Here is a 21,925-nt window from a genome sequence, read left to right as displayed (position 1 = left end):
TTTACCACTGGAAACCGGCCGTATTTTCCACGGTCGGCGAAGTTGGCAAGTCAGTAGTGTAACTCAGCCAAATGTCGACCATTCGGTCAAACGAGCTCATAAACCGGCTAAGCCAATGATATAAAGCACGAAAAAGAGCTGCCACTAAGGCGCGGCTCAGATTGTAAGCCATGGCGTGCAAGGCGAACTCTACTTTGACACCCGCCAAACCTTTACGGCGAAAGCGATTCAAACCTTGGCGACCGCGTAGCTGACTGAAGACGGGCTCCACCATGGCCTGCCGCTGTCGATAGCGTTGCCGAGGTTCGGGCTGGTCCATTTTCAGGCGCAGGGCTTCTTTTTGTGTATCGCTGTCATAGCGTTTGAGGGTGCGACCACTCTCGCTACGCGTGCATTGGGATTTCAGCGGGCAGTCTGAACAGGCATCGCAGGCGTAGACGGTATAAGCGCGGCCACTTTTACCGCCTTTGCAGGTGTGACGGCGAGTCAAGCGTTGTTGCCCCGGACAGCGATAGGTGTCGTCGTCGGCCTGATAAATAAAGCGGCTTTTGGGGATTTGTTTGTTGGATTGTTTGTTCCAATCGTCTCCTTCACTTTGGCCTTCCGGACAAAGCAATTCGATGTTGTGTTGCTCAGCAGTATCCAAGACGCCATTGCTGAAATAGCCAGCATCGAACAGAGCTGTTTCGACGCCTCCCATGGCTTGGGCGCGATCCAGTAAGCCCGGCACCACCTCGGTTTCGCTGGAAGGATGAACGTCGCAAGCCACGATCACTCGATTGTCGTTCGCCAATACCGACGGTTTATAACTGCCGCGAAAGTCTTTGGAGTTCTTTTGCGGCTGTAATACCGCCTCCGGCTCGTTGCTTTGTACTTGGGTCTTGGCCGGATCTTTGCCTTTGGCGGCTTGTTTTTGCTGGCGAGACTTTAGCTCGGCTTGGGCTTGTTCCAATAGGTTCAACCGCTTGCTTGCCGCTGCATCGTCGGGTTTGGCTTGCGCGGCTTCCTGCGCTTGCGCCAAGGCTTGCTTGAGCGCTTCTTCCTTCATCAATTGAAACCGGGAGGACATGGCTTCGATCACGGTACCGTCGCCCGCCAACGTCGTCGTGCCTGAGCCTGTGACTTTCAAAGTACGACGCGCCAGTTGATCGAAAAATTCGGTCGTCAATGATTCGGCATGCTGATGGACGAAACGGCCAATGACTGAGTGATCCGGCATGATACCGCCACTTAGCCACCAACACCCCACATCGGCTCGAGCTAAACGCTCCAAGTCGCGCAGGCTGCTGATGCCTTGTAACAGGCCGTAGAGAATAATCCCCACCATCGCACGTGGCGCATACGGCGGACGCCCGCCGGGCCGATAACGGGCTTCGAACTCGGCGAAGGATAGCGATTGCAGGAAGGGGCGCAATTTCAACGGGATGGTTAAGCCGGCGTGCTCCAGATGTTCGCCGAGCGGTTTACCGTTGATCGATAAGCCGCGCGGGTCGGGCGCTTCAAAATGGGCCATCGGTTCGCTCGAGATCGATTGAGCGATCAACTCAGGTAACGGTTCAACCTCGCATTCATCGAATAGCGAATATTGCTTGGCGCTATACAATGTCCTGACGGGTCTAATGTTTACTTCGGCTGCCATTGATCTATTTCTAATAGGTTTGGATAGGGTTATTTTACCGTATGTAGCTGGTTGGGGGGCTTTTACGACAGCCTCCTTAGGGAGAGGGCCGGAAAGAAGGCGCGATCGGGCACTTGACGCATTCATTGGCCGGTGGCACCAGACGCCGACATGTCATGTGCAAGTATCAATTACGGTTAATACTAGTATCGCTTTATGGATGTTGGCGCAAGGAAAATTTTTCAATCAGCCATCCATTGATGATGGCAAAGGCTATCAGGTAAAAACACAGTACTGCGGTATAGGCCGCTCCGAAATAATGAATCATCAGTGGCAACAAAGGCAGTTTGATCGCGCGGCTGTTTAGAAACGTGGCAATCAGCGCGACTCTCATTTCTTTTCGTCGAAGATCGCTCAGCAGGACATACCATGCGTACACAGGCCCCATCGAGATGATGCCGCCGATTACCGCCGTTCCCCAACCTTTGAGGCCGCTTTGTTTTCCCACGTAACTGCTGATCCGTTTGGAATCGATCGCGAGGTTGGCGATTATCAGTAGGAAAAAAACCAGTCCCAATACGGGTAGCAATTGATTCAGTGAATGCTTGAATAAGGTCAGAGCCTGTGTTGCCCTTTCCGGATTAAAAATGCCGATCAAGCCATAAGCGCTCAACACCAAGACTAGAAATGTCCAGCCCAGGAAACGGGGTTTGGGTTGTTCGTCGCTCATTCAGATCGCTCCCAGCATTCGCAGGGTGAAGGGGGTCAAAAAAGAGATCGCAATGGCAGCTAAGAAACTGATCAGGTTACGATAGGCGGCAAAGCGCGTCCCCAATATCATCGCTTCGGCCGGTATCTGCACGATTCCCACCGTGACCCAGGTAACCAGCAGGGCGGTGACGGCCGTTAAGCTAACGCCGACTTTCAGCATTTCCCCGCCTAACAGATAGCTGGCCAGGGGGTGGCCGACGGCTATGCTACCGGCAGCGGCGGCCAGCAAACTATCGAAAATTTCGCCGTTTCCGAACACACCGGCGTGGAGCTGCGCCGGGAACAGCGTGACAACGAGACTGGTCAGCAACAGCATACCAACGATAATCGGCAGTACATTGATGAATGTCCTCAAACTTTTCTGGAGGGCAATTGTGAAATAATGTGTTTTTTGCATTTTTTGTTAGAGAGTCGCTGTCACGCCGCCTTGCTCGCGCCACAAGCACGAAGCTGGGTAGGGCTACGACATTAGTTTGCCTTCGTTGCCGCAACCGCGACAAACGAACATTGGCCGCGTCCTGGCCGTAAGGCTTCGATTTCCCGTATCTCCGGAAGGGGGTGGGAAAGCGTCTGCCCCCATGCGTCAATCGTAAAGCCGTTATCCAATAATAGTTGCTCGACTTCGTCGGCGGAAAAGAACGTGGCCTCCCGATAAAAAACGCTTTCGTGCTGATGCGCCAGATAATGTTCACCGATTGAGCTGGTCCGGTCGATGAAGCCGATCACTAGACGTCCGCCGGGCTTGAGTATTCGGCGTGCCTCGGCCATCATCTGAATCGGTGAATCGACGAAACAAATGGTTGTCACGTTTAGGGCATAATCGAAACTGGCGCTCGCTAAGGGCAGGTTCTCGGCCGTCCCATGCACGACCTGGATTCCTCTGGCGCGCGCATGCGCCAGCATGGCCGGAGAAGGGTCTACTCCCACTTGAATGCCTAGCGGTGCGGCGAAACGGGCGGTGCCGACACCGATTTCGAGGCCCAACCCTTGCCAGGGAATGAAAGGGCGTAACGCCAGAAGTTCCGAAATATAGGCGGCTTCATGTTTTTCAAACCACGCTTCATAGCGTAGATGATGATCTTCGAACGGTGCAATTTTTGGCATACAGAACACTACCCCGGGAGCATTAATGGTTTTATCTGAATATCCGAGATTGGATGAGGTTCAACAACGTTGTCTGAAAAATACTGGCATTTTTGATCAACATTGACAAGCGTAATCTGCGCCCATAATATGGCTAACTCTGTAGTCGTTAGAACTCCTGAGTTTTTATCTTTCTGCACGATGAGTTTTCCGCCCGTATTTTTACCATAGGCATCATTGCAGACCCCTATTTTATTTGAAATCGACCACTACTGAACGAGCTGAGATCAGATGTTAAAAGAATAGCCGATTTCCCTGGTTGAGCAGGGGGATATTCAGTCTTTAAGCGCATCATCGCGAGGATTTAAAATTGATGCCTGAAGCCATGGTAGCGATTGCAATCGACTGTTTACTTTTTTGCAAGTCGCTTGACGGAGTTCAACATGAATGTTGATGACAAAAAACGGCGCGACAAAGACGCCTTGAATCGCGCCTTTTTTAAACGCAACGGCAAAAAAATAACTTCTAGACATTATGACCGGATTATCGATAAAGCGCATGAAATAGAGGGCAAAGCAAAAAGCATTCCGGCACTGCATAAAGTTATTAAGGACGTACTGCTATGCCTCGAGTTGATAAGGGACTATCGCTCAGGGGCGTATAGAAACATAGAAACTTGGGCCATTGTAGCGGTGGCGTTTGGCCTGCTATACCTGATCAATCCTCTGGAGTTGATTCCCGATGTTATTCCGGTAGTCGGCTATCTCGATGATGTCGCCGTGATGGTGGCTATCTTGAGGCTAGTGAAGGTCGAAATCGATAAATACGCACAGTGGCGAGAAAAACGCTCGGAATATGAGGATGCTTTCGGACGCCTTTTGAATCACGATCAAAACGGAAATTGACTTGAGCATTGACTGGACAAACTTATTCAGCGTCTTCGACACGAGTATTTTTAACGTAGCCTCCCATTGGTTCGCCGAGCGTTCGCATATTCTGCAAGCATTGTTGGCTGCCTTGTTTACCTGGGGAATGACTGCGTTGGGTGCCGCGCTGGTGTTTTTCACTAAACGCTTCAACCAGAAGCTGCTGGATGCGATGCTCGGATTTTCCGGCGGAGTGATGCTGGCGGCCAGTTATTGGTCATTATTGGCTCCGGCGATCGATTTGTCACAAGCATACGAGTCTTTTGCCTGGTTTCCGGCGGCTCTCGGCTTCGGACTGGGGGCGTTCGTACTCAGTCTGTCCGACAAGTTGTTGCCTCATTTTCAGCTTGGAGCGTCGGTGCGGACAGAGACATCGCAAAGCACCACTTGGCGACGCACCTTGTTGTTGGTTTTCGCGATTACGCTGCACAATATTCCCGAAGGCTTGGCGGTCGGTGTCGCTTTTGGCGCGTTGTCTTGCGGTTACGATACGGCTAGCCTCGGAGCCGCGATCGCCTTAGCGATCGGCATCGGTATCCAGAATTTTCCCGAAGGTTCGGCGGTGGCGTTGCCATTACGCCGAGCGGGCTGGTCGCAGCTACGCAGCTTTTATTATGGACAGCTTTCCGCCATCGTCGAGCCGATAGCTGCGGTAATCGGCGCGGCCGCGGTCACAGCCTGCATGCCCATCATGCCTTATGCCTTGGCTTTCGCCGCCGGCGCGATGATCTATGTCGTCATCGACGCGGTGATTCCCGAGTCGCGGGACCGCGGCAATACCGATATTGCGACGCTGGGCGCAATTATGGGCTTCATCGTCATGATGATACTCGATGTAGCACTGGGTTAATGTATTCTCTGCCGAGATTGGGTAAAACCGCTTGCTATGTTTTTTCTGAAACGATTGAGCGTAACATCAGGTTTAACCATTATGACATTTCGTTTTGGTAAGATTCGAGAGTGCGTTATGGACTTGGCGGTTGAGGATTAGGTTTGTTGCCGATAGGCTCTGAGGTAATAGGTTTGGCCGCGATAGTCTAATTGCCGCAGTTGATTTTTTTGGATCAATTCATCAACGAGACTCCAATCCGTCCGGGTCTTGGCCAACAAAGCCATAACGGCATCCTTACGCATCGGGTGTACCGAAGTGATCTCAAGGAGGTCTTTGGCCGGGTCGCCGCTGGCGGCAAAGGCATCGCCTTCATAACCGGTGAGTAACTCGACAGCGGCTACGCGTTGCTTAACCGTTTGATAAATATGATTGAGGCGCTCGGCATCAGGAGCGGCTACTCCTGTTTCGGCGGTCGGACGGGTAGGAATGGCCAGATAAGCTTTATGTGGTTGCAAGCGGCCGAGATAGTCGGCCAGTCTTTCGATGCATTCATCTGCGGTATTGATGCCTTGTAGTAACATGGTTTCGGTGGCGAGAAAACCGTCGAATTCGCCGGCGAAAGACAATACGGATGACAAAATGGACTGCAGATCCAAATGTGAATCGGGGCGATTGATATGTTGCCAGCATGTTTCATCGACGCTGTCGACCTTCAGCGAAACCCAGTCGGCCAACTGCAATGCTTCCCTGACGTCTTTACGCCAGATTAGCGAGGCATTGCTGATTACGGCAATTTTGATTCCTTGGTCGCGTAATAGCTTGATGGATGTACCCAGGTTTTTATCGAGCGTCGGTTCTCCATCGGGAACGAAGGTTAAATAATCAACGGCCTCGTGTTCCCGTTCCAGGGTCGCTAGGCGAAGTTTGATGCTCGAGACGATTTGTTCCGGCGTATAGAAATTACGAGGATTTATTTCAGTATGGGACGTTCTACCTACCTGACAATACAGGCAGGAATAGGAGCAGTGTTTTGGAGGAATATTATTGATACCCAGGCTGCGGCCCAGACGTCTCGACGGTACGGGTCCGAATACAATCATCGATGGCAACCTCCATTAGTGAGTTTTTCACGTTATCGCCATGCTTCTCAATAGAGGCAATCTTTCAAAAGTAGCGCAATCTTGGCCAATTACTGATGGCGAGGTTTGGGTTCTTGGCGAGAAGTATGCTAACACGTTGATTGAGAATTTGGGCGGAATAGTTTATTTTGGCAAGTCCTGATTATTCCGATGACGCATCGGCAATGGTTTTTTCATCTTCAACACATCATTATATTTTTCCTGACAAGGATAGACAATCATGTCCTCTACCAGCGCGAACAATGAATTAGCTGAAAGCCTCCCTACTACCGCCCAACCCCATTTCGAAGCAGCCGATCCTCAATGGTATCTCAACCGGGAATTAACGTGGTTGGAATTCAATAAGCGGGTATTGCACGAAGCCGAGGATGAGCGGACGCCTCTGTTGGAACGGGTCAAGTTTCTGGCGATCGTCAGTTCCAATCTGGACGAATTTTTCATGAAGCGTATAGGCGGCCTCAAACAGCAGGTTGGGGCGGGTATCAGCGAATTGAGCGTCGATGGCCGTAGTCCGCAACGACAAATTGACGAATGTTATGCCGTGGTCCGAGAGCTGGAGGCCAAAAAACAGCAGTTATTGGTTAAGGTGATGGCATTGTTGGAGCAACAAGACATTGCCATCGTACCTTATTCCAAATTGCCGGTAAAACAGCAGCAATTGATGCGGGAGCATTATATCCAAAACATTTTTCCGTTAGTAACGCCTCAAGCCATCGATCCGGCCCATCCTTTTCCCTTTATCTCCAATTTGTCCCTGAATCTGTTGGCCGGTGTCTATGTCAATAAACCGGAGGAACTGACCCAGGTACGGATCAAGGTGCCTGTAAGTGGCGGTGTTTCGCGCTTTATTCAGGTTGGCGAGGAACTTTTATATATCGATCTTGCCGACTTGATTGCGAATAACCTCGATTTATTGTTTCCCGGCATGAAAATCGGTTATTGCGAGATTTTTCGCGTCACTCGCAACGCCATTACGGAAAAGGACGAGGAGCAGGCCGATGATTTGTTGCAGATGATCGAATCCGAATTGCGCGAACGTAAATTCGCGTCGGTTGTGAGGCTGGAAGTCGCTTCGACGATGGGTAAGCAACAAAGCGGCATGCTGGCGGCCGAATTGGGTTTGAATGAAGAACAAGATGTCTTTGTTGTGGACCAGCGCCTGGCGATGTCGGATTTGTTTCAAATCGCCGGAATTCCCCGGGCCGATTTGCTCGATCCGCCGCATCACCCTTGTGACCACCCCAAGCTGGTCGGCGCAACCAATATTTTTCATGCAATCAGGGAACAAGGTGAGATCTTGCTGCAGCATCCCTACGAATCGTTTGTCACGTCGGTGGAACGGTTTGTCAAGGAAGCCAGTCGCGACCCGAGTGTTCAAGCCATAAAAATGACTTTATACCGTACTTCGGCGGGAACTAAGATCGTTCAATATTTGATCGATGCCGCATTGAACGGCAAGCAGGTGGCGGTGGTCGTCGAATTAAAGGCGCGTTTCGATGAATCGGCCAATATCAAATGGGCCCAGCGCATGGAGCAGGCGGGAATACATGTTACCTACGGTGTGGTCGGCTTGAAAACCCATTGTAAGGTGGTCTATGTCGTACGCCAGGATTATAACGGTCTCCGCCGTTATGCCCATATCGGTACCGGCAATTATCACGCCGGCACTGCGCGCTTGTATACGGACCTCGGTATTCTAATCTGCGATCCCCATATCGGTGAGGAATTGACCGAGTTATTCAACTTCTTGACGACCGGCTTGGTGCCCAAGCGTAATTATCAAAGGCTGCTGACTGCGCCGAAAGTATTGAAGCCCAGTTTGTTGGAAAAAATCGACCGTGAAATCAGCAAGCACAGTAATGAACAGCCCGGTTTGATCCAGTTCAAAATGAATGCGCTGGAAGACGCCGATATTACCGCCGCCCTATACCGGGCCTCTCAAGCGGGCGTCAAGGTCGATTTGATCATTCGTGATACTTGTCGCTTGCGGCCGGGAATTCCGGGAATATCCGATAATGTCAAGGTGATCAGTATCGTCGGACGTTTCCTCGAACATACCCGGATTTTTTATTTTCAAAACGGTGGCGAGGAAGAATATTTCATCGGCTCGGCCGATTGCATGAAACGCAATCTGGAAAGTCGGGTCGAAGTTGTCACCCCTGTGCAAAAAGACGAACTGAAAGCCGATTTACGTGAAATACTGGATGTTCAACTGGGCAATCAACGCAGTGTTTGGGAGATGCAGTCGGACGGGAGCTACATTCAACGTCGGCCCAAGAACGACACTCAGCGAATCGGTGCCCAGGAAATGTTGATTGACTTGGCCAAAAAACGTTGTAAAGCCGTTGGCAAGAAAGGCAAAAAGATCAAGCGCAAGAAGAGAATGATCAGATTCTCGGATTGAATTTGGAAAATTCTAAAGCAGGTTGCTGCGAAGATTCGTGCCCGCTGGAGTAGAGGGGGGGGTTAAATAGCAGTCATTGGTTTTTCGATGTATTTCAATAAGAGTAAGAGAGTGCCGATTTAATCGGCACTTCCGTTGGTCAAGTTTTATTCCGCTGTTTTTGGGTCAGTCGTTTCTTGTTCTTGTGTTTCTGCTGGCTGCTCGGATTGTTCGGCTGGCGCTGCTTCGTTTTCTTGTTGTTCGGTTGCCGTTTCTTCGGTTTCGCCAGCGGTTTCTTGGTCAGGCTGAGCTTTCTTTTCTTCGGCCTGTGTCAGCAGCACTTCCACTTTGGCCTGTTTGCGCAGGTTTTCCATCATGCTTTGTATTTGTTGTCGCTGCAGCATCTGACGAATTTGGTCTTTGACGGCTTCAAGCGGAGGCGGGGTTTGCGCTCTGGAGTCTTCTCTCAAAATAACATGCCAGCCGAATTGAGTTTCGACCGGTTCTTCGCTGAACTTGCCATTTTCCAAGGCGATAACGGCTTCAGAGAAAGGGGGTACCATGCGGTCCGCGGTGAACCATCCCAAATCCCCGCCCTGTGGTCCCGATGGGCCGGTCGATTTTGATTTTGCCAATTCAGCAAAGTCGGCGCCTTTTTTCAGTTCTTCGATCAATTTCTTGGCTTCATCTTCGCTTTTGACCAGGATATGGCGGGCTTTGTATTCGGTGCCGGCATTAGCCATTTTACTGTCGTATTCGGCCTTGATTTCTTCGTCCGTTATAGGATGGGATTCCATAAAATTTTTCAAATCGGCTTGGGACAACAATGAATTGCGAACCGTTTGCATGCGTTCGATGAAATCCGGGGTTTTGTCCAATTGTTTTTTCAGCGCATCCTGAACCAATAATTCGCGTTGGATCAATTCTTCCAGCAGTTGTTCCTTGGGGAAAGTCTGGCCATGGCTGCGTTGTTGTATTTCTTGTTCCAGATTTTCCAGGCTTTGCTTACTGATGTAGGTGCCATTAACAACGGCTACCGCGTCCTCTTTACTGACAGTCGGTGCGGCCGATTGCGTAGAGTCTTGTGTTTTTTGTTCGAAACAGCCGGGCAAGAGGGTAGTGCTGGCCAGAAGCAGGGGAATTATTTTTTTATTCATTTATTGTTTTCCTTAGATTTTATGTTCGGAAGGGGTTAAAGCGTTAATGCCCAGTGCATGAATTTCATTTTTCATCATGTCACCTAGAGCCTGATAAATTAGCTGATGGCGCTGGACTAGCGACTTTCCGCTGAAACTATCGGCTACGATGGTGACGTAATAATGGCCGCCGCCGTTTTGAGCGCCGATATGGCCGGCGTGTTCTGCGCTGTCATCGATTATTTCGAGCAAATCGGGATTGAATGCGTCATGCAGTTTTTGTCTGATGGTTTCTGATGTCATTGAGGAAAGACCTGTTTGAATGGTTTAACGGTAACACGGGAATAGACGCCTGCTTCTTGGTAAGGGTCCGTATCCGCCCAGCTCTGGGCTTCCCCAAGGCTGGCGAATTCGGCAACGACCAGACTACCGCTAAATCCGGTGTCTCCCGGATTGTCGCTGTCGATGGCCGGGTGCGGCCCGGCGAGAACCAGACGCCCCTCGTCCTGTAATTGTTGCAAACGTTGCAAGTGTGCCGGACGAGCCGATAAGCGCTTTTGAAGGCTATCTTCGGTATCTTCGCTGATAATGGCGTATAACACTATTTTTCCTCTGTTTCGGGTAGGTACTTATATAAATAAATCATCTGCAGGATAATAAAAACGACCATCAGGCCGGGGACGATAAAGGTTTTGAAAGTGACCCAGTCGTCTGTGTTGAACGTATACATCACATATAGATTCAGGCAACCGACGCCGATGAAAAAAAACGACCAGATCAGGTTGAGCCGTTTCCAGATCGTAGCAGGTAATTCCAGATTGGTTCCCATCATGCGTTCGACGAAGGTTTTTTGGCCGACAAACTGGCTGCCGAGAAAGGCAAAGCCGAATAACCACTCGATAATGGTGAGTTTCCATTTGATAAAGTTTTCATTCTGGAGGTAGATTGTCGCGCCGCCCATCACGATGATCAAAGCCAAGGTAATCCATTGCATCTTTTCGACTTTGCGATACTTGATCCAAGTAATGGCGACTTGAACAATCGTCGCGACAATGACGACGCCCGTAGCGACATAAATATCGTACAGTTTATAAAAAACAAAGAACAGAATAATAGGAATGAATTCGAGTAATTGTTTCATGGTAGTCAGGTGATGTGTGTCAGACGAAATAATCAATGCCGCTGAGCTGTGAAGGCTGCTCTGCCATGGGTTGTCTGACAGTCTCTGTGTAGAAATTCAGGGCTTTTTGTATCCGGCTGTTGGTGATTTGGCTAGGAGCCATAGGCGTTGTTGTATTGGGGTGACGTAGCGATCTTTCGCTGGCTTTAAATGTAGCAGCAGTATCTACTGTGTTGTTATTAATACCCTGTTGGAGGCGTTTGTCCTCATTAGGTTCCTTGTCGGCGGCTGTCGGCGTATTAACGTCAAGTCCGCTAGCCGGGCGCCTATTCGGGACAGGATTATAAACCAGGGATGAACTATGTATTTGCACGTCTACGAATTAGGATTAAGAACCTGATCGTCAATTGTAAAATCTTTAGTCGCTATTGTACATTAGCTAAATCCTATTTTTGATAGAATAGCTTTTTTTTGGAAGAACATATGAACGAAAACGACAAAACCAAATACGAGGCCGCTGTTTTCAGGCAATTAATCAAACATTTGCAACAGCACTCCGAGGTGCAGAACATCGATTTGATGATATTGGCGGATTTTTGCCGCAATTGCCTGGCCAAGTGGTATGTAGCCGCCGCAGCGGAGCAGGGTGAAACGATCGATTACGAGCAAGCGAGGGAGATTGTCTACGGCATGCCTTATAGTGAATGGAAAGAAAAATTTCAGGCCGAAGCCACACCCGAGCAACTGGCCGCCTATCAGCGTAAACTGGAGCAAAAAGAGGCTTCTTAAGCATGGATAAACAGTACGATGCCATGTTTGCCGGGGTGATTGGTCAGGACTATGAAATGCTAAAATTGATCAGCCCGTTAGCGCCGGAAATGAGTCGTCTGGTTGGCGAAGCCGTCAAGCATTATTGCTGCGGTAAGTCCTATGACACGGTTCAGGTGTTGGAGTTAGGGGGCGGAACCGGCATTACCACGTTGTCTATTCTATCGGCTGCGGATAACGTTAATGTGCTCAGCGTCGACAGCGAGCCAACCATGCAGAACCAAGCGAAATCCCATCTTCGTGAGTGGGCGAAGCAGGGCCGGTTGGAATTCTCTCCCGAGGATGCGTTGACGGCGTTAAAGAGGCTGGACAACAACAGTTTCGATCTGATGGCCTCGGCCTATACGCTGCATAATTCCGATCAGGCTTATCGGCAACAAGTGATCGATGAAATTTTTCGGGTATTAAAACCGGGCGGCAGGTTTATCAATGGCGACCGTTACGCGCTGGATGACATTTCCGCGCATACGGCGTTAATCCAGCGCGAAGTGGCTGGCTATTTCGACGTGTTGACGCAACATCAACGCGTCGATCTGCTGGAACAATGGGTCATTCATATCCTCAGCGACGAATCGGAAAACCATGTCATGCGCGAAAGCGTTGCGTTAAATCAGTTGGCTGCAGCCGGTTTCGACGATATCGAATTGTCTCACCGCATGGAAGTCAACGCCTTGTTGACGGCTAATAAAAACGGCGATCATTGGGTTAGAAATTGATTGACTTGCTGGATGTCTTCCTCGCTCAAACTGCCTGCCGCTTCCTTTAGTTTGATGCCATTGATCAAATAATCATAGCGGCTGCGGGCGTAATCCCTTTTGGAACGGTAAAGGTTGCGTTGTTCGGCGAGCACGTCGACCATAGTCCGGGTGCCGACCTCGAAGCCGGCCTCGGTGGCTTCGAGCGCGCTTTCCGACGACTTTACGGTCGCCGCCAAGGCGTGGACGCGGCTGAGACTAGCCAGTACTCCGCGATAGGCGTTTCTGACTTGACGGGTGACCGATCTTTTCACTTTGATCAGGTCTTCCTTGGCCCGTTGGTAATCGTAATGCGCTTGTTCGGCGCGGGAATAGGTGCCGCCTCCCTCGAACAGCGGCAGATTCAATTCCAAACCGACGGCCTGATAGTCGCCGCGAAGACCGAAACGGCTATTGTTGTCCTGTACGTTATAATTGGCAACGATGTCTAGTGTGGGTAAATGGCCGCTTTGCTGCAATTGAATTTCTTTCCTAGCAACCTCGGCCTGATTCAATTGCGCGACGATGGTGAAATTGCTGTTGGCGGCCGATTCCGTCCAACTAGCGATATCGGCAGGTTCCGGTTTATTCAAAATGATTTTTTTGTGCAAAGGGTTTAAATCGGCTTCGTTTTCTCCGATCAGTTCGCGCAAGCTTTCTTTGGCGTCATCGAGCTGGTTGACGGCGTCGATTTCGTTGGCCCGGGCCTGGTCGTAAGCCGCTTGTGCTTCGTAAACGTCGGTAATGGCGATCAAACCGACCTCGAAACGTTGTTTGGCTTGTTCCAGCTGTTTTTCGATGGCTTTTTGTTCGGCGATCGTGAATTCCAGATTATCTTGTGCCGCCAAAATGTCGAAATAGGCTTCCGTCGTTTTGACGATCAGCGCCAGGTATTGTGCCTGATATTCGGCTTCCGCTTGCGCGATCCGATTGTCGGATTGGCTCAATTGTATCCAATGGCCCCAATTGAAAACCGGTTGTCTGAAGTTAATAGTGAGGATTTGGTTCCAGTATTCTTGTTTACCGGCGCCTTGGAAAGTGACTTTCTTATTGAACAGGCGATTTCTGGAACTGGCGGCCTGTAAAGAAATGTTCGGCAGCATTTGCGCAATGCTTTGCGATTTTATTTCTCCTGTGGAAAACTGATTGTAATAGGCGCTTTTGATTTCCGGATCGTTTTCCAGGGCAAGTCGATAAGTTTCAATCAAATCCTGGGCGACGCCCGGTTGAACGGCGCAAACAATCAATAAAGCCGCCGTCAATTTTAATTTGAACACACGCATCCTCATGTTTAAAAAGATCATTGTAAGCCGAGATGGCGACAATCAATCAATAAAGTTACCTAATTGTTTCCGCAAAAACCATCCATCGGCATTTCTTCACTCGGCTTGTCATCATGATTAGAAAGGTATGGACGGTAACTCTTTGACTGTTAGAATTATACGCAAGTCGAGCTGAATTTTTCCAAACAAAATATGATCATGAAACAAGTTATAGCAAAAGTTGTATTCGTCATGTTGGCGTCGTTGATCGGAGGTTGCGCCAGCCTGGGTAAAGGCATCACCGAAGCGATTCTGGAAAAACAGGAATCGGAAGATACCCGCTTGTGCGAGATTCGGGGGCATGCTTTCAGAGGCTTGAAACCGCATCTCGAACAGGAAAACAGCAAGATGAAAGTCTTGATGGTGCATGGCGTAGGCGATCATTTGCCGGGTTATTCGACCGAATTCTTCGAAAAACTGGCGAAGGAGTTGGATTTGACCGTAACCGCCAGTAAGCATAAAAACATCACGTTGACCGATCCGGAACATCCGGAGAAGAAACTGGGTAACCTCCGGATTAACCGTTTCTTGAATAAAGATCATTCTCAGGAATTATTATTCTACGAATTGACGTGGTCGGAAATCACCGCGACCCAGAAAAAGGTTTTATCATACGATAATTCCGGCGAATATTCCTTCCGGCGCGCCGAAGTAAACGACTTGCTTAAAAAATTCTCCAATGACACCGGTCCCGACCCCATCATCTATCTGGGGGATAGCCGGGAAGATATTTTACTGGCTTTCGAGCAATCGTTTTGCTGGATGACGACCGGTAGTTGGGAGGATTTACCGGATGACGTGCACCAGCCGTGCGAATCCCAGAATATCGAATCGGTTTACCGGGACAGTTATGCCTTTGTTTCCCACAGCCTGGGCAGCCGCATCACGATAGACGGAATGCAGCGAATCGCTTCGTTATTGGGCGACCATCAGAACAGTAAACGCCATAAAGATTTGGTATTGGCTCTGAAAAACAAGGAAATACCGATTTATATGATGTCGAATCAATTGCCCATGTTGCAGTTGGGCCGTAAACTGCCGGAAGTCAGTAATCAGGAGCAATCCTATTGCACGCCGAACGGCGATAAATACGCCGAACGCATGCTGGCCAAAACCCCCATCATCGCCTTCAGCGACCCCAACGATTTATTGAGTTATGCGATACCCCACGATTTCGTCAATACCTACCTGGACTCAAGACTGTGTATCCGGGTGACCAATATCAATATTAATGTCGCCACCGTATTCGACGTTTTCGGTCTTGGCAGGATGGCTAATCCGATGGATGCGCATATTGGCTACGATATAGACGACAGGGTCGTCGCGCTAATCGCCAAGGGGATCGGCAATGACTATACCGCCGACATCGTCAGAAAGCGTTGCCATTGGATCGATACGATCGATTGAGAGAGGAAATCGCCTTTTGAATGTAAGTTAGTCGGCTGGCCCCACCCTAGCTGAACATACCAGTTTTTGATCCTGCTTATGCTATCAGGATCATTTGGTCTTGCGAAATCAAATTTTTCAGCTAAATCAATATATTGATTAACTTGCAACTATCTCAAATGGAACTATTATCTTAGCTGAATTAATGGCAAGCCATCACGAGAGGGACATGAATGATGCTGGATCTTTTCTCGCTATTGTTCGATCCGAAAGGTTACATGCCGCATGGTCACTGCTTTCATTGGCAGCCTCTGGTGTTATGGTTAACGGTGACATCCGATTTATTGATTTTTGCCGCTTATTTTTCCATTCCGGCGGCATTGGGTTATTTTGTTTACAAACGCAAGGATTTGGATAAGAAGTGGTTGTACGCGCTTTTTTCCACCTTCATTGTAGTTTGCGGTATTACTCATTTGCTTGCGGCGATTAATGTTTGGCAACCTTTTTACGGCGTCACCGCCCTGTTCAAGGCGGTGACGGCCATCATTTCGTTGGTTACCGCATTCATCCTTTGGCCCTTCATTCCTATTGCGCTCAAAATCCCCAGTCCTAGCCAGCTTCAATTGGTGAATCGAGAATTACAGGTATTGAACGATTCCCTCGATCAGCAAGTGGAAGAGCGAACCCGGGAATTATGCTACAGCCAGAAACAATTAATCAACGTCATCAAACTTAGCCCTTCGGTCGTGTATATCTTGAGGCCGACTGGAAATCCCCAATCCCCTTTCCGCGTAGAATTCATTTCCGAGAAAATTGTCGAGATTACCGGATTTACGCCGGACGATTGGTATCAGAATCCCACGCTGTGGATAGATCATATTCACCCCGAGGATGCTGGGCAGGCTTTGGAAAATATGCGGAAATTGCTTGAGACAGGTAAATTGCAGCATGAATATCGTTTCCGGACCAAAAGCGGGAGTTACCGCTGGATCAGGGACGAATTGATCATGGATTTCGAGGAGGATCGTTCATGCAAGGAAGTCTTCGGTTCTTGGGACGATATCACCGCTTACAAACAGGCCGAGGTGGAGCTGTTATTGGCGGCGACGACATTCGAAAGCATGCAGGCCGTCATGATTACCGATGCGGCCGGTAATATTTTGCGGGTTAACAAAGCCTTTACCGATATCACCGGATATGCTATCGAGGATGTGATCGGCAAAAATCCCAATATGTTTAAATCCGGTTATCAAGATGATGAATTCTATCGCCGATTTTGGAAAACATTGTTGGAGCAAGGGCATTTCGAAGGTGAATTATGGAATCGAAAGAAAAGTGGCGAGATCTTTCCCGCTTGGGAAAGCATTACCGCCGTCAAGGACGGTGTCGGCAATATTACCCATTACGTTTCCATATTCAGCAACATCAGCGAAAAAAAAGAAAAAGAAAAGGAAATCCAGGCACTTGCCTATTATGACACACTGACCAAACTGCCGAACCGGCGTCTGTTGATCGACCGTATCGAGCATGAATTGAGTGCGGTCGTCAGGCACGCTTTGTATGGCGCCATCATTTTTCTGGATTTGGATGACTTTAAACTGTTGAATGATTCGGCCGGACACTTGGTTGGCGATGAATTGTTGATCAAGGTCGCCGACCGAATCAGTCAACATTTGCGCGCCGAGGATACGCCGGCGAGGCTCGGTGGCGACGAGTTCGTGGTCCTGTTGCAAGCCAATGATCACCGGGTTGAAGAGGCTTCCGAGCATGCTTGGCGGTAGCGAAAAAAATTCAACAAGAATTGAATAAGCCCTATGTGTTGAATGGAACGCCCATGCACTTTACGACCAGTATCGGTATCAGCGTATATCCAGACGGTAACCTTAGCGCCAACGAACTGATCCAACAAGCGGACACCGCGATGTACCGGTCGAAAAACAGAGGCAAGAATTCGATCAGTTTTTTCAATCGTGAAATGCAGAGCGCGGCGGACCATCGCATCAAAATCGAAAGCCAGCTCAGAACCGCGTTGCAAGAAAACCAATTCGAACTGTTTTTTCAACCGCAGATGGACGCGACTGGGCAATGTTACGGCGCCGAGGCATTGATTCGCTGGCAACATCCGCAGAAAGGGCTGTTATCACCCGGCGAGTTTATCCCTATTGCCGAACAAAGCGACTTGATCTCGTTGCTGGATTTGTGGGTGATTAAGGAAGCTTGCCGGCAACTTAAGGAATGGCAACAAAACGGCACAATACTGCAACATCTTGCCGTCAATGTCAGTTCCCGATTGTTACGTAAGGGAAACTTCGTGGCGAAGTTCGAAGAGATTTTACGGGAAACCGGCGCCAACCCGGAGGCCCTGATGCTCGAAGTGACCGAGCGAATCTTTATCGACAAGGTTGAAAAAGTGGCCTATGTAATCAGGCAGTTGAACGAGTTGGGAATAGCATTCTCGATCGACGATTTCGGTACCGGTTATTCCTCGCTTTCCTATTTGAAGAGCCTTCCTTTTCGGCAATTGAAGATCGATCGTGAATTCGTCAGGGATATTCTGACCGACGGCAATGACGATGCCATCGTCGAAACGATCATAGCGATGGCCAATAAATTGAATATGTGGGTGATCGCAGAAGGGGTCGAGACCGAACAACAACTGGAAATATTGCGCCAAAAAGGGTGTGATCATTATCAAGGCTATTATTTCAGCCGGCCTTTAACCGAGCGCGCTTTCAGAAAATTGTTACGCCGGCATTAAGGAGGCGTTTTTACGATTGGCAGGCGTAACAGAAGTAACTGGCGCGCTGGCCGATTTTAATCTGCTTGATCGGCATAGAGCAGCGTTTACACGGTTGCCCGGCGCGACCGTAGACAAACAAGGACTGCTGGAAATAACCGGGTTTTCCGCTTTCGTTAACGAAATCCCGCAAGGTGGTTCCTCCCTGTTCAATCGCGCTTTGCAATACGCATTTAATGGCATCGGCCAAAGCTTGGTAACGGAGTAACGAAATACGACCGGCCTGGCGGGAAGGGAGAATGCCGGCCAGGAACAAGGATTCGTTGGCGTAGATGTTGCCTACGCCGACGACGATATGACCGTCCATGATGAACGATTTGACCGCGGTTTTGCGTCCGCGCGACAATCGATACAGGTATTCGCCGTCGAACTCGGCAGAGAGGGGTTCCGGACCCAGCCGGGCCAATAACGGGTGAGAAGCGGGCGGTTTTTCACTCCAGAGTACGGCGCCGAATTTGCGCGGATCGTTGAAACGCAGCACGGTATCGTCGGCGAAAACCCAATCGATATGGTCATGTTTTGCGGGGGATTGAGTGGGAGCGACAATGCGCAAACTGCCCGACATGCCTAGATGGATGATCAGCGTGCCGGTAGTGCATTCGAGCAATAAATATTTGGCGCGGCGGCCGATATGATGGAAGCGCAGGCCTCTGAGTAGGATAGGCAATTCAGAGGGTACAGGCCAGCGCAGACGGGGTTGTCTGACGATGACATCAATAATGGGCTTGTTTTCGATATGCGGAGCGATGCCGCGCCGAGTAGTCTCGACCTCGGGAAGTTCGGGCATATTTTACTGTTTTCTACGTTTGCGCCAGATGAGGATGCCGGCCAGCAAAAACAGGCCCGGTAACAAGAGCAAGAAACCGAAGCCGATCATGGCGATGGCCGGCTTGCTAAATTGCAGGGTTCTTCCCGGCACGACTTTGCTTGGAATATCGATAAAACGATCGTTATTGGTGAGCCAGTTGACCATGCGCAGGCCAAGGTCCAGATTGCCGACATTATTTAGATAGGCGTTGGAAAGAAAATCGCCGTCGCCGATCACGATGATCCGTTGCTGTTTGCCGTCGTCCAGTTGACGGGTCAAGGCGAAGGCGAAATCAAGCGGCCCCTCACGTTCATCGCTGTCGCCATCGAAGCGTATTTTTCCAACAATGGGACCGGTTTCATTCCACGACTCCTTGCCGCTGTTAAGTAGGGGAGCGGCTCGGTATTCGTTGTCTTCGGCTTCGAACGCCAGCGCGACGGTGATTGGGAATACCGTGATGTTGCGAAATCCCTGGGTTACCGCATGCACGGGATATTCTCCTACCAGCACGAAGGTCGGGTCTTCGATACCGTAAAGGCTGGAGCGTTTATCTACAATTTTACCGGGCAGCGTGGTGATGCCTAGTTGCATGAGGAACAAATCCAGAGAGTGATTATCCGGATCGGTCATTAACAGGATATTGCCGCCAGCCCCGATATAGTCGGCGATGAGCTCCATTTCTCCATCCAACAGGTCGACGGCCGGGTCGCTCAGTACCAACAGCGACGAGTTATCCGGTATGGCCGACAATTGCGTCAGATTAATTTCCTGCGCTCGCAGGCCGCGTTTTTCCAATTCATTGCCGAACAGGCTTAGGTCGAAGTTGGCTTGGCCGGAAGGAGAGCGTTCGCCGTGCCCGCCCAGAAAGGTGATCCATCGTTCGCGACTTTCGGCCAAGCGTAACAGAGCATTGGTCAGGCTGGTTTCATCAAGATAATGGATTTTTTCGCTGCGTCCCTGATATTCGACGATGACTGCGCCTTGTGCGCCAATATTATGTTCTCGGGCTTGTTCGGGCGATTGCGTCGGATCGATGAATTGGATCTCAATATCCGGTTTGACGTATTGGTAACGCGACAGCAGTTGCTTAATTTGCTGGCGCAAGGTCGCTTCGCGGATAAATGCCTGGATACGGATGGGTTGGCCGAGTTTGCCGAGCACTTTAATAGAGGCTTCGGACAGGGTATTGTTGGCGTTGGCGCTCAAATCGATACGGGCCGGGTATTTCAGGCTTAACCAGGCTGCGGCGATAATCAGCAACAACAGCACTGATGTGACCAAAAAGCTTTTCAGACGCAAAGTCTGGTGTATGTGCCGATTAATTTTCATTTTTGCAATCTATCGGATTCCAAGCGACGAATGCTTAGAATGATGAAAGTAGCGCTGAATAGCATGAAATACAGGACATCGCTCGAATCCAACAAACCGCTCTGCATGTTTTGAAAATGTTGCAGCATGGATAAATAATTAAAAATTTCGCTGCTTTGGCCTTTCAAACCGGCGCTCCAGTCCAGTACCCACAACAACAATAGCAGGCCGAAACTGCCTATGGCGGCGACGGTCGGATGGCCGGCGATGCAGGACATGTACAGGCCGACGGAGGCGAACGCGGCAATCAACAAGGATAGCGCCAGTATGTTGCAAAAAAATTTACCGACATCGAGTTCGCCGCCAAGCAGCAGGGAGAGGGGCATCAGGCAAACCAGGCCTACAATAGACAGCAACAACCCAAGAATCCCGGCATATTTTCCGATGATGATTTCAGTGCCGTTGAGCGGCGCCGACAGCAACAGGGACAAGGTTTTATTGCGGCGTTCCTCGCATACCAGGCGCATGGTCAATAAAGGGGTGACCAACAACAGGATGATGGCGGCATTGGTAAACAATGGATTGACGACGATATCGGTGAGTCCCGGGGCGTTGTCGATGGTGGCCAGGCGCGCCTGAAAACTGTTGAAGGTCTCGACCTGGCTCAGGAATAAATAGGCCAAAATGAATTGCAGGATAGCCAGGATAGACCATGCCAGCGGAGAGAGAAACAATGTTTTCAGTTCCCTGCGGCCAATGATAAAAATCATTTTCATTGGGATAGCTCCGATTGTCGGGTCAGAGAAATAAAAATATCCTCGATGGATTTTTTTACCGGCGTGATTTCCTCCAGGCCCCAGCCCGCTTCGATGATGCGTAACGCGATTTTTTCCAATAATTGCGGCTGTTCCCTATGATGCAATAAATAATGCCGTTCTCCAGTGTTTTCGATAGCCATGACGCCGTCGATGACACTCAGTCGTTCCGTCTCGATAGGCTGCCGGGTTCGGAAACTGATTGTCGCGCAATTCATGTGCCGGTTCAGCCCGGCAATTGTTTCATGAAGGACCAGCTTGCCCTGGTGGATGATTTGTACATGGGTACAGGATTCCTGAACTTCCGGCAATATATGGGTGGACAGGATAATCCCATGGCGTTCGCCCAACTCTCTGATGAGATTGCGAATTTCCTTAATCTGGATAGGATCCAGCCCGACCGTGGGCTCGTCGAGGATGATCAGGTCGGGGTCGTGCAGAATGGCTTGGGCGATACCGATGCGTTGCTGAAAGCCCTTCGACAAGTTGGCGATCAGGCGCCGGGATGCTTGCTCCAGGCCGCATAGTCGTTTCGCCTTTGCCACGGCTTTTCCGACGTCGCGAAAAGGGAGGCCGTGCAAGCGCGCGCAAAACTCGAGATATTGATCAACGGTCAATTCCCGATATAGCGGCGGGGTGTCGGGCAGATAACCGAGGATGGACTTGGCTTGCTTGGGTTGGTCCAATAAGTCGATGCCATTGATAATAATTTGACCGGCGCTGGGCGCCAGATTTCCGCACAACATCTGCATCGTGGTTGTTTTGCCGGCGCCGTTGGGGCCAAGAAAGCCGAGAATCTCGCCTTTGTTCAGTTCGAAACTGACATCGTGGACCGCACAGTGGTCGTCGTAATAACGATACAGATTTTGGGCTTCGATTAGCGCGGTCATGTGATGCCAGTCTCCGCAAGTGGGCGCGA

General features: G+C 50.0%; 22 protein-coding genes. 8 read left to right on the top strand and 14 right to left on the bottom strand.

Annotated features, from left to right (window positions below):
* Nucleotide 1: 1 nt before the first annotated feature.
* The 4 genes from EP25_RS0104825 to EP25_RS0104810 form a co-directional block, all read right to left on the bottom strand.
* Nucleotides 2-1,639 (bottom strand): IS1182 family transposase, encoded by a 1,638-nt coding sequence (locus tag EP25_RS0104825; protein WP_051906340.1) that lies wholly within the window; start codon nucleotides 1,637-1,639, stop codon nucleotides 2-4.
* Nucleotides 1,640-1,832: 193 nt separating this feature from the next.
* On the bottom strand, nucleotides 1,833-2,348 hold the full coding sequence (locus tag EP25_RS0104820) for a hypothetical protein (protein WP_031432851.1): 516 nt from the start codon (nucleotides 2,346-2,348) through the stop codon (nucleotides 1,833-1,835).
* The gene (locus tag EP25_RS0104815; RefSeq protein ID WP_031432850.1) at nucleotides 2,349-2,786 is read right to left on the bottom strand and encodes a hypothetical protein; all 438 of its coding nucleotides are present in this window, start codon (nucleotides 2,784-2,786) and stop codon (nucleotides 2,349-2,351) included.
* 71 nt (nucleotides 2,787-2,857) lie between these two features.
* Nucleotides 2,858-3,493, bottom strand: a complete 636-nt coding sequence (locus EP25_RS0104810) for a class I SAM-dependent methyltransferase (protein WP_031432849.1) — start codon at nucleotides 3,491-3,493, stop codon at nucleotides 2,858-2,860.
* A 422-nt stretch (nucleotides 3,494-3,915) separates the two neighbouring features.
* On the opposite strand from EP25_RS0104810, the gene EP25_RS0104805 reads away from it, so the two are divergent.
* Entirely contained in the window at nucleotides 3,916-4,377 is a 462-nt protein-coding gene (locus tag EP25_RS0104805; RefSeq protein WP_051906391.1) for a YkvA family protein, read from the top strand.
* 1 nt (nucleotide 4,378) lies between these two features.
* Nucleotides 4,379-5,248, top strand: a complete 870-nt coding sequence (locus EP25_RS0104800) for a ZIP family metal transporter (RefSeq protein ID WP_235185843.1) — start codon at nucleotides 4,379-4,381, stop codon at nucleotides 5,246-5,248.
* Nucleotides 5,249-5,385: 137 nt separating this feature from the next.
* Here the strand turns inward: EP25_RS0104800 and EP25_RS0104795 are convergent, their stop codons facing one another.
* Nucleotides 5,386-6,330: a radical SAM protein gene (locus EP25_RS0104795; RefSeq protein ID WP_031432846.1), complete on the bottom strand. Its 945-nt coding sequence runs from the start codon at nucleotides 6,328-6,330 to the stop codon at nucleotides 5,386-5,388.
* A gap of 259 nt (nucleotides 6,331-6,589) precedes the next feature.
* Between EP25_RS0104795 and ppk1 the strand changes: the two genes are divergently transcribed.
* Nucleotides 6,590-8,773, top strand: a complete 2,184-nt coding sequence (gene ppk1 / locus EP25_RS0104785) for a polyphosphate kinase 1 (RefSeq protein WP_036300248.1) — start codon at nucleotides 6,590-6,592, stop codon at nucleotides 8,771-8,773.
* Between the two features lie 146 nt (nucleotides 8,774-8,919).
* Here the strand turns inward: ppk1 and EP25_RS0104780 are convergent, their stop codons facing one another.
* From EP25_RS0104780 to EP25_RS0104765, 4 genes are read right to left on the bottom strand one after another with little or no spacing between them, the layout of a single operon-like run.
* Nucleotides 8,920-9,909: a peptidylprolyl isomerase gene (locus tag EP25_RS0104780; RefSeq protein ID WP_031432844.1), complete on the bottom strand. Its 990-nt coding sequence runs from the start codon at nucleotides 9,907-9,909 to the stop codon at nucleotides 8,920-8,922.
* 12 nt (nucleotides 9,910-9,921) lie between these two features.
* Complete coding sequence (locus EP25_RS0104775) at nucleotides 9,922-10,191, bottom strand: BolA family protein (RefSeq protein ID WP_031432843.1); 270 nt, start codon at nucleotides 10,189-10,191, stop codon at nucleotides 9,922-9,924.
* Nucleotides 10,188-10,490 (bottom strand): YciI family protein, encoded by a 303-nt coding sequence (locus tag EP25_RS0104770; protein ID WP_031432842.1) that lies wholly within the window; start codon nucleotides 10,488-10,490, stop codon nucleotides 10,188-10,190. Before EP25_RS0104770 ends, EP25_RS0104775 begins: the two co-directional genes overlap by 4 nt.
* Nucleotides 10,490-11,029 (bottom strand): septation protein A, encoded by a 540-nt coding sequence (locus tag EP25_RS0104765; protein ID WP_031432841.1) that lies wholly within the window; start codon nucleotides 11,027-11,029, stop codon nucleotides 10,490-10,492. Before EP25_RS0104765 ends, EP25_RS0104770 begins: the two co-directional genes overlap by 1 nt.
* 462 nt (nucleotides 11,030-11,491) lie before the next feature.
* Here EP25_RS0104765 and EP25_RS0104760 point away from each other — a divergent pair, with 462 nt between their 5' ends.
* Together EP25_RS0104760 and EP25_RS0104755 are read left to right on the top strand one after the other, a co-directional pair.
* Complete coding sequence (locus EP25_RS0104760) at nucleotides 11,492-11,797, top strand: DUF1244 domain-containing protein (protein ID WP_031432840.1); 306 nt, start codon at nucleotides 11,492-11,494, stop codon at nucleotides 11,795-11,797.
* A 2-nt stretch (nucleotides 11,798-11,799) separates the two neighbouring features.
* Nucleotides 11,800-12,552, top strand: coding sequence for a class I SAM-dependent methyltransferase (locus EP25_RS0104755; protein WP_031432839.1), 753 nt, complete (start codon nucleotides 11,800-11,802; stop codon nucleotides 12,550-12,552).
* On the opposite strand, the gene EP25_RS0104750 is transcribed toward EP25_RS0104755, so the two are convergent.
* On the bottom strand, nucleotides 12,534-13,853 hold the full coding sequence (locus tag EP25_RS0104750; RefSeq protein WP_235185984.1) for a TolC family outer membrane protein: 1,320 nt from the start codon (nucleotides 13,851-13,853) through the stop codon (nucleotides 12,534-12,536). The two genes, EP25_RS0104755 and EP25_RS0104750, sit on opposite strands and share 19 nt — an antisense overlap.
* Before the next feature lie 198 nt (nucleotides 13,854-14,051).
* Between EP25_RS0104750 and EP25_RS0104745 the strand changes: the two genes are divergently transcribed.
* From EP25_RS0104745 to EP25_RS22395, 3 genes are all read left to right on the top strand, one after another.
* Nucleotides 14,052-15,299: a hypothetical protein gene (locus EP25_RS0104745; RefSeq protein WP_031432837.1), complete on the top strand. Its 1,248-nt coding sequence runs from the start codon at nucleotides 14,052-14,054 to the stop codon at nucleotides 15,297-15,299.
* Nucleotides 15,300-15,514: 215 nt separating this feature from the next.
* Nucleotides 15,515-17,059: a sensor domain-containing protein gene (locus tag EP25_RS22400; protein WP_235185842.1), complete on the top strand. Its 1,545-nt coding sequence runs from the start codon at nucleotides 15,515-15,517 to the stop codon at nucleotides 17,057-17,059.
* On the top strand, nucleotides 17,050-18,036 hold the full coding sequence (locus tag EP25_RS22395; RefSeq protein ID WP_051906389.1) for a putative bifunctional diguanylate cyclase/phosphodiesterase: 987 nt from the start codon (nucleotides 17,050-17,052) through the stop codon (nucleotides 18,034-18,036). Before EP25_RS22400 ends, EP25_RS22395 begins: the two co-directional genes overlap by 10 nt.
* A 10-nt stretch (nucleotides 18,037-18,046) precedes the next feature.
* Here EP25_RS22395 and mutM read toward each other — a convergent pair whose 3' ends face one another.
* The 4 genes from mutM to EP25_RS0104720 are packed head-to-tail and all read right to left on the bottom strand — an operon-like array spanning nucleotide 18,047 to nucleotide 21,896.
* Nucleotides 18,047-18,862, bottom strand: a complete 816-nt coding sequence (gene mutM, locus EP25_RS0104735) for a bifunctional DNA-formamidopyrimidine glycosylase/DNA-(apurinic or apyrimidinic site) lyase (protein WP_031432836.1) — start codon at nucleotides 18,860-18,862, stop codon at nucleotides 18,047-18,049.
* A gap of 3 nt (nucleotides 18,863-18,865) precedes the next feature.
* Nucleotides 18,866-20,212: a GldG family protein gene (locus tag EP25_RS0104730; protein WP_031432835.1), complete on the bottom strand. Its 1,347-nt coding sequence runs from the start codon at nucleotides 20,210-20,212 to the stop codon at nucleotides 18,866-18,868.
* Nucleotides 20,209-20,967 (bottom strand): ABC transporter permease subunit, encoded by a 759-nt coding sequence (locus tag EP25_RS0104725; RefSeq protein ID WP_152555598.1) that lies wholly within the window; start codon nucleotides 20,965-20,967, stop codon nucleotides 20,209-20,211. The genes EP25_RS0104730 and EP25_RS0104725 overlap by 4 nt, the downstream gene beginning before the upstream one ends.
* On the bottom strand, nucleotides 20,964-21,896 hold the full coding sequence (locus EP25_RS0104720; protein WP_031432833.1) for an ABC transporter ATP-binding protein: 933 nt from the start codon (nucleotides 21,894-21,896) through the stop codon (nucleotides 20,964-20,966). The genes EP25_RS0104725 and EP25_RS0104720 overlap by 4 nt, the downstream gene beginning before the upstream one ends.
* Between the last annotated feature and the right edge of the window lie 29 nt (nucleotides 21,897-21,925).

The sequence above is a fragment of the Methylomarinum vadi genome (genome assembly GCF_000733935.1).
Classification (GTDB): Bacteria; Pseudomonadota; Gammaproteobacteria; order Methylococcales; family Methylomonadaceae; genus Methylomarinum; species Methylomarinum vadi.
This window is presented reverse-complemented; position numbering and strand designations above follow the sequence as displayed.